General features: G+C 70.8%; 12 protein-coding genes and 1 riboswitch. Of the genes, 8 read left to right on the top strand and 4 right to left on the bottom strand.

Annotated elements, in window-relative coordinates:
• Positions 1-53 precede the first annotated feature (53 nt).
• Genes ACE3P2_RS13210 through ACE3P2_RS13200 form a run of 3 tightly spaced genes read right to left on the bottom strand, consistent with a single transcriptional unit; the run spans position 54 to position 3804 of the window.
• A complete protein-coding gene (locus ACE3P2_RS13210; RefSeq protein ID WP_374265178.1) occupies positions 54-836 on the bottom strand; it encodes an ABC transporter ATP-binding protein in 783 nt (260 codons plus the stop codon).
• Entirely contained in the window at positions 833-1840 is a 1008-nt protein-coding gene (locus ACE3P2_RS13205) for a FecCD family ABC transporter permease (RefSeq protein ID WP_374265176.1), read from the bottom strand. The genes ACE3P2_RS13210 and ACE3P2_RS13205 overlap by 4 nt, the downstream gene beginning before the upstream one ends.
• A gap of 56 nt (positions 1841-1896) precedes the next feature.
• Positions 1897-3804, bottom strand: coding sequence for a TonB-dependent receptor domain-containing protein (locus tag ACE3P2_RS13200; RefSeq protein WP_374265174.1), 1908 nt, complete (start codon positions 3802-3804; stop codon positions 1897-1899).
• A gap of 128 nt (positions 3805-3932) precedes the next feature.
• Positions 3933-4180, bottom strand: a riboswitch (cobalamin riboswitch).
• A gap of 65 nt (positions 4181-4245) precedes the next feature.
• Here ACE3P2_RS13200 and cobU point away from each other — a divergent pair.
• The 8 genes from cobU to ACE3P2_RS13160 all read left to right on the top strand — a co-directional run bounded on the left by cobU (position 4246) and on the right by ACE3P2_RS13160 (position 12321).
• Positions 4246-4797, top strand: a complete 552-nt coding sequence (cobU, locus tag ACE3P2_RS13195) for a bifunctional adenosylcobinamide kinase/adenosylcobinamide-phosphate guanylyltransferase (protein ID WP_374265172.1) — start codon at positions 4246-4248, stop codon at positions 4795-4797.
• A gap of 132 nt (positions 4798-4929) precedes the next feature.
• Positions 4930-6273: an NADP-specific glutamate dehydrogenase gene (gene gdhA / locus ACE3P2_RS13190; RefSeq protein WP_298623650.1), complete on the top strand. Its 1344-nt coding sequence runs from the start codon at positions 4930-4932 to the stop codon at positions 6271-6273.
• Positions 6274-6387: 114 nt separating this feature from the next.
• Positions 6388-7422, top strand: a complete 1035-nt coding sequence (cobT, locus tag ACE3P2_RS13185; RefSeq protein WP_374265169.1) for a nicotinate-nucleotide--dimethylbenzimidazole phosphoribosyltransferase — start codon at positions 6388-6390, stop codon at positions 7420-7422.
• Positions 7423-7442: 20 nt separating this feature from the next.
• The gene (locus ACE3P2_RS13180; protein WP_374265167.1) at positions 7443-8213 is read left to right on the top strand and encodes an adenosylcobinamide-GDP ribazoletransferase; all 771 of its coding nucleotides are present in this window, start codon (positions 7443-7445) and stop codon (positions 8211-8213) included.
• On the top strand, positions 8198-8752 hold the full coding sequence (gene cobC / locus ACE3P2_RS13175) for an alpha-ribazole phosphatase family protein (RefSeq protein ID WP_374265165.1): 555 nt from the start codon (positions 8198-8200) through the stop codon (positions 8750-8752). The genes ACE3P2_RS13180 and cobC overlap by 16 nt, the downstream gene beginning before the upstream one ends.
• Before the next feature lie 254 nt (positions 8753-9006).
• Positions 9007-10863 (top strand): multicopper oxidase family protein, encoded by a 1857-nt coding sequence (locus ACE3P2_RS13170; protein ID WP_374265163.1) that lies wholly within the window; start codon positions 9007-9009, stop codon positions 10861-10863.
• Positions 10864-10954: 91 nt separating this feature from the next.
• Positions 10955-11476: an N-acetyltransferase family protein gene (locus tag ACE3P2_RS13165; RefSeq protein ID WP_374265161.1), complete on the top strand. Its 522-nt coding sequence runs from the start codon at positions 10955-10957 to the stop codon at positions 11474-11476.
• Between the two features lie 11 nt (positions 11477-11487).
• Positions 11488-12321, top strand: a complete 834-nt coding sequence (locus tag ACE3P2_RS13160; RefSeq protein ID WP_374265159.1) for an alpha/beta fold hydrolase — start codon at positions 11488-11490, stop codon at positions 12319-12321.
• On the opposite strand, the gene ACE3P2_RS13155 is transcribed toward ACE3P2_RS13160, so the two are convergent.
• On the bottom strand, positions 12318-12848 hold a 531-nt coding region (locus ACE3P2_RS13155; RefSeq protein ID WP_374265157.1), incomplete at its 5' end, for a hypothetical protein. The two genes, ACE3P2_RS13160 and ACE3P2_RS13155, sit on opposite strands and share 4 nt — an antisense overlap.

The raw sequence follows: 12848 nt of genomic DNA, 5'->3' as shown, positions 1-12848 counted from the left end.
TGTTGCATATTTGGCAACAATGAAATTTTGATTAGGTTGTTTTTTGCGTCGAATCAGGCGGGGACGAACAACATGCCGTCCCCGTCCGGCACCGCCCGCAACGGGTGGCCGAAGGCGGCCGAGAGGCGCGGCGCGGTGAGCACCTCGGCTGCCGGGCCGATCACGTGGCCGCCTTCACCGTCGAGCAGCAGCACGTGGCTGGCATAGCGGGCGGTGAGGTTGATGTCGTGGAGCACCATCGCGACCCCGGCGCCAGCGGCGGCCAGGCCGTGAAAGTGGTCGAGGACGGCGACCTGGTGGTGCAGGTCGAGGTGCGCCAGCGGCTCGTCGAGCAAATAGAGCCGCGGCTGCTGGACCAGCAGCGTGGCGATGGCGAGGCGCTGGCGCTCGCCGCCCGACAGGGTGGGCACCTGGCGCTCGGCAAAACCGCCGAGCCCGACGGTGTCGAGGGCGGCCAGGGCAATGCGCTCGTCGTCGGGGCCTTCCCAATCCCAGCGGCCGAGGTAGGGATGGCGGCCGACGAGGGCGGTCTCGAGCACCGTGGCGCTGAAGAAGTCGGGCTGGCTCTGGGCGAGCAGGCCGCGCAGACAGGCTTCGTGGCCGCGCGGCCAGTCGGCGTAGGGCTGGCCCGAGAGCAGGACGCGACCGGCGGCGACCGGACGCAGACCGGCCAGGGTGTGGAGCAGGGTGCTCTTGCCGGCCCCGTTGCGGCCGAGGATGACCAGCGTGTCGGCGGGCTGGAGGGTGAAATCCAGATCGCGGCACACGCGGTGCCGGCCGACTTCGACGGCGAGGGCTTCGGTGCCGAGCACCGGGGGACGGGCGTCCATCTTCATCGCGGATGCCTCGTCAGCAAAAAGAGGAACACGGGTACGCCGAACAGCGCGGTGAGTACGCCCACCGGCAGCTGGATGGGCGCGACCACGGTGCGGGCCGCGGTGTCGGCAGCGGTGAGCAGCACCCCGCCGGCCAGGGTGGCGGCGGGCAGCAGCAGGCGCTGGTCGTTGCCGATGGCGAGGCGCACCAGATGCGGCACGATCAGCCCGACGAAACCCACCGAACCAACGGTGGTGACCGCCACGCCGGTGAGCAGCGCGCCCAGCCCATACACCAGCGCCCGCAGACGGCCGACGCGCACGCCCAGGGCCCGGGCGGTGATCTCGCCCCGGGAGAGCAGGTTGAGCTCCCGCGCGAAGGGCAGCACGGCCACCAATCCCAGGCCCAGCACGGCAAGCGCCGGCCACGGCTGGGTGACGCTGCTGGCGTCGCCCATCAGCCAGAACAGCATGCCCTTGACCCGGCCTTCCGGGGCAAGACTGAGCATCAGCGCCACCGCCGCGCCGCAGCCGGCGGCGACGATGACGCCGGTGAGGAGCAGGCGGGTCTGGGTCCACGAACCGTCGCCGTGGGCGAGGCCGAACACCAGCAGCGTGGCACCCAGCGCGCCGACGAAGGCGCCGCCGTCGATCCAGCCGGCGGTGGCGCCGGCGAGGATCGCGCCCAGGGCGCCGACCGCCGCGCCACCGGAGATGCCCAGCACGTACGGGTCGGCCAGGGGATTGCGCAGCAGCACCTGCATCAGCGCCCCGGCCAGGGCCAGCAGGCCGCCGCAGGCGAAGGCGGCCACCGCGCGGGGCAGGCGCAAGGTGCGCACGATGTCGGCTTCCATGCCGCCACCGCGGCCAGTGAGGGCCGCCAGCAGCTCGCTGCCCGGCACCGCCATCGCGCCGGCCGACAGGGCCCAGGCGAAGGCGGCCAGCGTCGCCGCCAGCAGGCCGGCGATGACCAGCCCGGCGCGGCGCCGCCGCGGGTGAAGGCTGACGGACCGCGACGGGGTCATGGCCGTGCCTGCGATGCTGCCGTGTGAGTCACCCTGGCCTCCCGTTCGTCCGCGTGTCAGTGCGGGGTGTAGCGTACGCCGACGAAGACGCTCGCGCCCAGCGTGTTGTAGCCCTTGGCCAGTTCGTAATCCTTGTCGAGGATGTTGTTGGCACGGGCTTCGAGACGCCAGTCGCGATCGACCTTGTAGTGGGCGAACAGGTTGACGAGGCTGTAACCGCCGAGCTTTTCGTTGTTGGCGGCGTCGTTGTAGCGCTTGCCGGTGGCGTACAGCTCGCCGCCCAGGCTGAGGGCGCCGAAGCTGCGCGACAGGGCGACCCGGGCGGCCTCGCGGGCGCGGCGGGCCAGTTGCTTGTCGGTGCTCTCGTCGCGGGGGTCGGAGAGGTCGATGCTGGCGCTCAGCTCGTAGGCGCCGAGCAGCGCACCGTAGGCCAGCTCCCAGCCCTTGATGCGCGCCTCGCCGGTCTGCAGCGGCACGTAGGCGTAGGTGGGCGGCAACGCGGCCCAGGTGATGAGGTTGTCGATCTTGTTGTCGAAGTAGGTCACGGAAGCGCGGGTGCCGGCGACGTCGTAGCGCAGGGCCAGCTCGCGGTTGTGGCCCTTTTCGGCCTTCAGGTTGGGGTCGCCGTGGTTGCCGCCGCTGTCGACGTAGTAGAGGTCGTTGAGCGTCGGCGCCTTGAACGAAGTGCCCACCGAACCGCTGGCGCGCAGTGCCGGGGTGATGCGGTAGCCGTAGCCGAGCACGTGGGTGAGCTTGTCGCCGAACTGGGAGTTGCTGTCGTGGCGCAGGTTGGCCTGCCACTGGTGGTTGCCGAGGCCGGCGTTCCAGCCGGCCATGAACGACGAGATGTCGCGCGACTTGACGGTGAAGCTGGTGGTGCTGTCGACCTGCTGCTCGAGGTGCTCGTAGCCCAGCATCAGGTTGCCCAGGGGCAGCTTGATGTCGTTCTGCCACAGCACCTGCTCCTGCTTGGAGTCGAAGCGCGAGCCGGCGCGGAAGGCGCGGGTCTCGTCCTTGGCCTGGGCGAGGCGCACGGTGCTCTGCCAGATCGGGGTGATGCGGTTGATGCTCTCGACGGCGATCACCTGGGTGAGGGCGTCGTTGCCCACGTCGGCGCCGCCCGCCGGCGAGTTGTAGCCGCCGCCGTCGTACCAGTTGCGCGATTCGATGTGCACCAGGTTGAGGCGCAGCTCGTGGCCCGGGGCGAGGGTGTAGCCCAGGTTGCCGCCGAGGGAGCGGCTGCGGTAGCCGTCGCGGTCGGCGTCGAGGGCAGGGTCGTAGTTGTGCCAGGACTTCATCGCCGGGTACGGGCCCTTGCGCGCGGACACGCCGTGGGTTTCGTATTCGGCGGCACGCAGGGCGTAGGACAAGGCGCCGCTGGAGCCGGACACCCCGGCACCGAACTGGGTGGTGCCGAGGTTGCCGGCGCCACCGAAGGCTTCGAACTGGGCCGGGCCTTCGCCGCGCTTGGTGAACACCTGGATCACGCCGCCCACCGCGTCGGCGCCGTACAGCGCCGAGGCCGGGCCGCGCAGGATCTCGATGCGCTCGATCTGCGACAGGGGGATGTTCTCGAGGGTGGGCTGACCGCTCGTCACCGAGCCGATGCGCACGCCGTCGATCAGCAGGATGGTGTGGTTGGCGTTGGCGCCGCGCAGGTACAGCGAGGAAGTCTTGCCGGGGCCGCCGTTGCTGGCGATCTGCACGCCGGCCTGGCGGGCCAGCAGGTCGAGGGCGGAGCCGGGGCCGGCGCGCTCGATCTCCTCCCGGTCGATGATGTCGACGCTGGCGAGGGATTCGTCGGCGCGCTGGACCTGGCGGGTGGCGGTGACGATGACCGCGGGCTGCTCGCCGGGCGTCGCGGCGGCCAGCAGGATCGGCGAATCGTAGGGGCTGGCGGCGAGGGCCGGCGTGGCGAAGGCGGAGGCCACCGCGAGCGCGGCGACGGTGAGGCGGATAGTCATTATTGTGGGTTCTCCCTGACCCGTCGACGTCCCCGCCGGCCGGGTGGATTGCATCCAGGACGCGCCAGGGGAGAAGGAGAGGAAAAGCCGTGATCCGGCCGCGCCCGTCGCCACCACCCCGTGGCACTTCCGCTTGGTGTGATCGAGGCCGGTATCCGGGCTCGCAGGCAGCGCCGGACCGGAGACAACCCGGTCGGCTGCGACGCGTCGCCTTCCCAGACCCGAAGGTCCAGTGGCGTGCTTGACGCGCCGTACACCTGCTTACCGTTGCGGGGGCAGCACAGGCATTGCGACTTCGGGACGAAGCGCGCACCTGTTTCCCGTTTAACTCCTGGGCCGGCTGGCCCTGGGGAGCACCTGGAACACGTTTGTCGCCGACCCTTGCTGCTGCCGGCGGACAGCCTGCGATAATACCACCGATTCAGACACTTCCGGATTTCCATGAGCAGCGAACTGATTCTCGGCGGCGCCCGTTCGGGCAAGAGCCGCCTCGCCGAAGCGGCCGCGGCCGACAGCGGGCTTGCCGTGCATGTCATCGTCACCGCCGAGGCGCTGGACGCCGAAATGGCCGCCCGCATCGCCCGCCACCAGGCCGACCGCCCGGCGGGCTGGACGGTGCACGAACATCCCCGCGGACTGGCCGACGCGCTGGCCGCGGTAGCCGCGCCGACGCGTTGCGTGGTCGTCGACTGCCTGACCCTGTGGCTGGCCAACCTCCTCGACGGCGCCGACGCGTTGCCGCCGGGTGTCGGTGCCGAGGCGCTGCCGGCCTTCGTGCAGGAGCGCGACGCACTGCTCGCGCTGATCCCGGCGCTGCCCGGCCGGGTGATCTTCGTCGCCAACGAGGTCGGCCTCGGGCTGGTGCCCGAATCGCCCTTGGGGCGCCTGTTCCGCGACGAGGCCGGGCGCCTCAACCAGGCCGTGGCGGCCCGCTGCGAACGGGTCGTATTCGTCGCGGCGGGGCTGCCGCTGGTCCTCAAGCCCGGCCGCTGAGCGCCTCGCGCCGGCCCGCGCGCGCCGCGTCGACGCGGACTGTCACCGCGCCGAAATGAACTTTGCACCACAAAGGTGCACAAAAAGGCGAGCGATCCTCTTTTTGGTGCATTTTTGTCTGGAGCAAAATTCATGAAGTACGCGTCGGCGAATCAATTCCTGCAACACGTGGCGGAGCGCAACCCGGGCCAGCCGGAGTTCCTGCAGGCGGTCACCGAGGTCATCGAGAGCCTCTGGCCGTTCATCGAGCAGCACCCCCGCTACGCCGAGCACGGCCTGCTCGACCGCCTCGTCGAGCCCGAGCGGGCGATCCTGTTCCGCGTGTCGTGGATCGACGATCACGGCAACGTCCAGGTCAATCGCGGCTACCGCATCCAGCACAGCATGGCGATCGGGCCGTACAAGGGCGGCATCCGCTTCCACCCGTCGGTGAACCTGTCGGTGCTCAAGTTCCTGGCCTTCGAGCAGACCTTCAAGAACGCCCTCACCACGCTGCCGATGGGCGGCGGCAAGGGCGGCGCTGACTTCGACCCGAAGGGCCGCAGCGCCAACGAGGTAATGCGCTTCTGCCAGGCCTTCGTGACCGAGCTGTATCGCCACGTGGGTGCCGACACCGACGTACCGGCCGGCGACATCGGCGTGGGCGGCCGCGAGGTGGGCTTCATGGCGGGCATGTACAAGAAGCTCAGCAACCGCGCCGACTGCGTGTTCACCGGCAAGGGCCTGAGCTTCGGCGGTTCGCTGATCCGCCCGGAGGCCACCGGCTACGGCACGGTGTATTTCGCCAACGAGATGCTGCGTACCCGCGGCCGCAGCTTCGAGGGGCTGCGGGTCAGCGTGTCGGGCTCGGGCAACGTGGCTCAATACGCCGTCGAGAAGGCGATGGCGCTCGGCGCGCGGGTCGTCACCGTGTCGGATTCGAGCGGCACGATCATCGACGAGGAAGGCTTCACCCCCGAGAAGCTGGCGATCCTGATGGACGTGAAGAACCACCACTACGGCCGCGTGAGCGACTACGCCGCCCGCACCGGCGCCCGCTTCGAGCCGGGCGTGCGCCCGTGGCACGTGCCGGTGGACGTGGCCCTGCCCTGTGCCACCCAGAACGAGCTCGACGGCGACGACGCCGCGACCCTGATCCGCAACGGGGTGATCTGCGTGGCCGAGGGCGCCAACATGCCCTCCACCATCGACGCCATCCGCGCTTTCGAGGCGGCTGGCGTGCTGTACGCCCCGGGCAAGGCCAGCAACGCCGGCGGCGTGGCCACCTCGGGCCTCGAAATGAGCCAGAACGCGCTGCGCCTGGCCTGGTCGCGGGACGAGGTGGACGCGCGCCTGCTGGAGATCATGCGCGGCATCCACGCGGCCTGCGTGAAGTACGGCCAGCGCGCCGACGGCCGGGTGAGCTACGTGGACGGCGCCAACATCGCCGGCTTCGTGAAGGTCGCCGACGCGATGCTCGCCCAAGGCGTGATCTGACACGCCGCCGCGCTGCCCGCCCCCGACGGGCGGGCGGCGGCAGACGGGGGACTCCCCGTTCGGCGTGCGGCCGCGCTAACATCCGCGGCTTCGTCCGCACCCGCCCGCCCCGCCATGACCTACGCCATCGCCCGCCCCGACCAGGGCCTCGCCGCCGCCCTCCAGCAGCGCATCGACACCAAGACCAAGCCCCTCGGCGCCCTCGGCCGGCTCGAAGCGCTGGCGAAGCAGATCGGCCTCGTGCAGCAGACCCTCACCCCGGCACTGCGCCAGCCGCAGATGCTGGTGTTCGCCGGCGACCACGGCGCGGCCAAGGCCGGCGTGTCGGCCTATCCCCAGGACGTGACCTGGCAGATGGTCGAAAACTTCCTCGCCGGCGGCGCCGCGATCAACGTCTTCGCCCGTCAGATGGGCCTCGGCCTGACGGTGGTCGATGCCGGCGTCGCCCACGATTTCGGCGCCCGCCCCGGCCTCATCGACGCCAAGCTCGGCGCCGGCACCGCCAACTACCTCGAGACCCCGGCGATGGATGCCGCCACCCGCGACGCCGCCCTCGCCCGCGGCCGCGCGCTGGCCCATGCGCTCGCCGCCGACGGCTGCAACCTGGTCGGCTTCGGCGAGATGGGCATCGGCAACACCGCCTCGGCCTCGCTGCTCACCCACTGCCTCACCAACGCCGACCTGGCCACCGTGATCGGCCGCGGCACCGGTCTGGACGACGCCGGCCTCGACCGCAAGCGCGCCCTGCTGGCCCGCGCCGTGGCGCGCGGCGGCCGCCAGACCGATCCGCTGGCGGCGCTGGCCGAATACGGCGGCTTCGAGATCGCGATGATGGCCGGCGCCATGCTCGGCGCCGCCGAATCGAAGATGGTGCTGCTGATCGACGGCTTCATCGTCACCAGCGCGCTGCTGGTGGCCCACGCCATCGCGCCGGAGATCCTCGACTACTGCGTGTTCGCCCATCGCTCCCACGAGGCTGGCCACGTCGTCCAGCTCGCCCACCTGGGCGCCGAGCCGCTGGTGCAGCTCGACCTGCGCCTGGGCGAGGGCACCGGCGCGGCGCTGGTGTATCCGCTGGTGCAGGCGGCGGTGAACTTCCTCGCCGAGATGGCCAGCTTCGAATCCGCCGGCGTCGCCGGCAAGGCCTGACGCCCCGCCCACCCCCCGCCATGCGCGCCCAGCTCGAGCTGTTCTTCATCGCCGTCGCCTTCTTCACCCGCCTGCCGGTGCCGGGCTGGGTGGATTTCGCCCCCGACAAGCTCGGCCGCGCGGCGCGCTTCCTGCCGCTGGTGGGCTGGCTGGTGGGCCTCGCCGGCGCGGCGGCCTACGGGCTGGCGGCGCAGTGCCTGCCCATCGACGTGGCGGTGGTGCTGGCGATGGCCGCGACGATCCGCCTCACCGGCGCCTTCCACGAGGACGGCTGGGCCGACACCTGCGACGGCCTCGGTGGCGGCTGGACCCGCGAACAGGTGCTGGCGATCATGAAAGACTCGCGGATCGGCAGCTATGGCGCGATCGGCCTGGTCCTGCTGCTCCTCGCCAAGTTCCTGGCCCTGGCCGACCTGGGCGCCGAGGAAGACTACCCGGTCATCGCCGCGCTGCTGGTGGCCCATCCTCTGTCGCGCCTGGTGGCCGTCGCGCTGATGGCGAACCTCGATTACGCGCGCAGCGACGACAGCGCCAAGTCGGCGCCGGTGGCGCGCCGCCCCGACGCCGCCGAGCTGGGCGTCGCCACCCTCGCCGGGGTGCTGCCGCTGCTGCTGCTCAGCCCCCGCGAGGCGCTGCTCGTCCTCGGCGCCAGCCTCGCGGTGTTCATCCTCGCCCGACGCACCTTCCTGCGGCGCCTCGGCGGCTACACCGGCGACTGCCTCGGGGCCGCCCAGCAGGTGGCCGAAGTCGCGATTTACCTGGGAATCCTCGCCGCGTGGAGCTTTACCTGATCCGCCACCCCCGGCCCGGCGTGGCGCCGGGGATCTGCTACGGCCAGCTCGACCTGGGGCTGGCCGAATCCGCCGACGCGGTGGCCGCCCGCCTGCGCCCGCTGCTGCCCGCCACCTACGCGCTGTTCGCCAGCCCGCTGGCTCGCGCCCGACTTCTCGCCGAAGCCCTCGGCAACCCGCAGCTCGACCCACGTCTGAAGGAAATCCACTTCGGCGACTGGGAAGGCCGCCACTACGACGACATCGGCCAGGCGGCCCTCGACGCCTGGGTGGCCGAACCCCTGGATTTCGCCCCCCCGGGCGGCGAATCTCCCCGTCAGATGGCCGCCCGCGCCCACGATTTCCTCGCCGCACTGCAGGCCGCACCGCCCGCGCCGGCGGTGGTGGTGGTCGCCCACGGCGGGCCGCTGCGCGCCATCGCCGGCCAGCTCCTGGGCCTGCCGCCGGCGCGCTGGCTCGGCCTCGACTTCGGATGCGGCGAAGTCACCCGTCTCGATCTGCACGACTGGGGCACGCTGCTGCGCTGGTTCAACCGCTGAGGCCGCGCCCCGGCGACGTCTCGATCCCCTTCGCGCCCCGCGTGGCGGCGCTCGTCCCGGGCTTTTCCTTCCCTTGAGCCCCGTTTCTGCCGGTATTTGTAAGCAATTATTGCGAACAATTCGATATTGATGTTTTTGACATCTTAAAATCGAATTTGGCGGGATACTCATTTTGCAGGGAAAGGCCCTGCTGCCCGCGGGAGATGCGCATGGAGATGCATCGGTGGGCTTGCACCAATCAAGGGGATTCCACCATGAACAACAGGCGAAACATCATCAAGGCGGGCGGCGCCGGTCTGCTCTCCCTCCTCGCACCTTCCTGGAGCTTCGGCCAGACGGCCCCGACCCTCCTCAGCACGACGCGCAAGAAGCAGTTCGCGCTGGCGATGCCCAATCCGCTCGACCCGGCCAACCTGTTCGCCCCCGACGCAGCGGGCGGCACCAGCTACACCCTCGCGATCCGCGAGTTCAAGGCCAACCTCGGCCTCGTCGACGCCACCGGCCGGAGCATCACCACCACGCTGTGGGGCTACGGCTCCGCCTCCCAGGCGCCGTCCTACCCGGGCCGCACCTTCAACCTGCGCCGCGGCGTGCCGGTGACGGTGCGCTACGTCAATCAGTTGGTGAACAGCGCCGGTCCGCTGCCCCATCGCCTGCCGGTGGACACCACCATCGGCTGGGCCAACCCCGGCAACCTCGGTGGCCGCGCCCCGGTGCCGCTGGTGGCCCACCGGCACGGCGGCGACCAGGGCACCAGCAGCGACGGCCTGCCCGACGGCTGGTCCACACCCGACGTCAACGGCGACGGCATGCCCGACTACCGCGGCCGCCTGTACAGCAGCGCCTACACCTTCGACAACAGCCAGGAAGCCGGCCACCTCTGGTACCACGACCACGCCCTCGGCGTGACCCGCCTCAACGTTTACATGGGCCTCGCCGGCAACTACTTCATCCGCGACACCAACGAGGATTACCTCGTCCAGTGCGGCCAGCTGCCCGCCTACCCCTACGAAGTGCCGATCTGCATCCAGGACCGCCAGTTCAAGTCCACCGGCGCGCTCAACTATCCGGCCACCGACCCGGCCAACCCGGCCGCCCCCAACCCGACCCACCTGCCTGAGTTCTTCGGCGACGTGATGGTCGCCAACGGCCTGCCGTGGCCGCGCTTCGACTGCGAACCGCGCCTGTACCGCCTGCGCCTGCTCAACGGCTCCGACTCGCGGGTGCTGACCCTCAGCTTCGCGCTCGAGAACTTCATGACCACCCGCCTGAAGTTCTGGCAGATCGGTACCGACCTGGGCCTGATGGACAGCCCGGTGCCGCTCACCAGCCTCACCCTCGCCCCGGGCGAGCGCGCCGACGTGCTGGTGGATTTCTCCAAGGTGCTGTGGTGGTGGCACGGCAAGGTCATCGTGATGAACAGCGCCAACACGCCCTTCCCGAACGGCCTGCCGCCGGTGGCCGGCGCCACCGACCGGGTGATGGCCTTCAGCGTGACCAAGCCGCTCGGCTTCTTCAGCCTGAGCCTGGCGCTGCTCACCGGCGCCAACATCCCGAGCAACCTGCGCCCGGTGCACGGCCCGCTGCCCGCGCCCGCCACCACCGGCGTCAAGGTGCGCAAGCTGATGCTCTACGAGGGCACCGACGCCTACGGCCGCCTGCAAACCATGCTCGGCACCGTCAATCCGGCCGCTGGCAACCCCGCCGGGCCGGGCTTCGGCACCTTCATGTACACCGACCCGGTCACCGAGAACATCGCCGTCGGCAGCACCGAGATCTGGGAGATCTACAACACCACGGTCGATGCCCACCCGATCCACCTGCACCTGACCGACTTCCGCATCCTCGACCGGCAGACCTTCACCGGCACCCTGGTGCCCAAGCCGATGGGCTTCGGCGCCACCGGCGGCTACCTCACCCGGATCGCCCTCGGCGGCACACGGGTCGCGGCGCTGGCCAACGAGCAAGGCCGCAAGGACACCGTGCTCACCTACCCTGGCCAGGTGACGCGCATCGTCGCCACCTTCAAGCGCCCCGGCGAATACGTCTGGCACTGCCACATCCTGTCCCACGAGGACCACGAGATGATGCGGCGCTTCGTCGTCGCCTAAGTCCCGGGCGGGCCACGTCCGCCGCGGCGCAGGCGGAGGAATCGGGCCGATTCAGGCAGAATCGGAATCCCGACGCCTCCGCCCCCGACCGATGCACTTCGTCACCTGCAGCCCCGCGCGCCACGCCGACGCCATCCTGGCGATCCTCAACGACGCCATCGTCACCTCCACCGCGCTCTACGACTACCACCCGCGCAGCCCCGACAGCATGGAGGGCTGGTTCGCCGCCAAGGCCGCCGGCCGCTTTCCGGTGATCGGCCTCGAGGACGCCGACGGCACCCTCCTCGGCTTCGCCAGCTACGGTAGCTTTCGCGCCTTCCCGGCCTACAAGTACACCGTCGAGCACTCGATCTACGTGCATCGCGACCACCGCGGGCGCGGCCTCGGGCGGAGGCTCCTCGAACGCCTGATCGACGCCGCCCGCGCCCAGGGCGTGCACGCCCTCGTCGGCGTCATCGACACCGCCAACGCCGGCAGCATCGCGCTGCACACCGCCCTCGGCTTCGCCCACGCCGGCACCCTGCGCGAGAGCGGCTTCAAGTTCGGGCGCTGGCTCGACGTGGGCTTCTACCAACTGCTGCTGGAAACGCCGGCCCAGCCGGTGGACGGCTGAAAGGACACCCGATGGAACACTTCCTGGCCGACGACGGCGAAAAGATCCACCTGCGCATCTCGGGCGAGGGACCGCCGATGATCCTGCTGCACGGCTGGACCTCGTCCCACCGCGACTGGAACCCCTTCCTCGCCGCCTTCGAGGCCCACCACCGGGTCTTCCGCTGGGACGCCCGCGGCCACGGCGGCCACCCCACCCACGGCACGCCGACCGCGGCGCGGATGGCCCGCGACCTGCAGAACCTCCTCGACCACTATCGCCTCGACGGCGCGGTGGTCGTCGGGCACTCGATGGGCGCCCTCACCCTGTGGCAATACCTGCGCGATTTCGGCGACCGTCGCCTGTCGAAGGTGGTCTTCATCGACCAGTCGCCGCGCCTCGTCACCGACGCGGGCTGGCGCAACGGCATCTACGGCGACTTCGACGCCGCCCGCAACGCCCGCTTCATCCGCGATCTCGAAGCCGACTTCGCCGAGGCCGTGCTGCGCCTCGTCGCCTTCGGCCACAACCCGCGCGCCCGCACCGCCTACGAGGACGACATCCCGGCGATCCAGAACGCCCGCCAGCGCCTCGCCGCCCTCGACCCACGGCCGCTGATCGACTGCTGGGCCAGCCTCACCGCCGCCGACTACCGCGACGTGCTCGCCACCATCACCGTCCCGGCCCTGCTGGTGTACGGCGGCGCCAGCAACTTCTACGGCACCGGCACCGCCCACTACGTGCGCGACAGCATCCCCAACGCCCTGCTCCACGTATATCCCGAGGTGGATCACGCCCCCCATCTGTGGGAACGCGAGCGCTTCGCCCGCGACGTGCTCGACTTTCTCGGCGACGGCCCGGGCTAGGGCACGATCCAGTCGCCGTCGGGGCTCAGACGACCGTCGGCGTCCACCCGCATCAGGTAGCCGCCCTTCGAGCCGTAGCGCTGCCCCGGCCCCAGCGTGAAGCGCGGAAACGCCGTGCTGATCGCCCCCGCGTAGGCGTCCTCGACCCGTTCGAGGAGCGCCGCGCGGGACGGCGGCTCGGGCAACGTGTACAGCGCCCGCGCCGTCACCGCACAGGCCGACCAGGTGTTGCCCTGGACCCGTTCGGTGTCGCGGGCGAGGGCCAGACCGTGCTCATCCATCCACCCGCCCAGGTTGAACACCATCCGCGCCAGCCGACGATCTGGCGCTTCAAACGGGTAAATCACCCTCAGATTGTTGCGCGAAAGTGGACGAATCGCCGCCGCATCCGGCGTCCGCTCCAGCGCCGCCAGGGTTGCCGACAGCAGCACCGGCACCTGCGCCGGCCAGGCCGGCGGGCGCGCGACGAAGGCTCGCAGCTCGGCCGGCGTCAGCCACAGCAACAGCGCGTCGCCCTCGCCCAGCCG

The organism is Zoogloea sp., assembly GCF_041911615.1.
GTDB lineage: Bacteria > Pseudomonadota > Gammaproteobacteria > Burkholderiales > Rhodocyclaceae > Zoogloea.
Note: the sequence above shows the minus strand (reverse complement) of the source record. Positions and strands in the feature narration are given on the sequence as shown.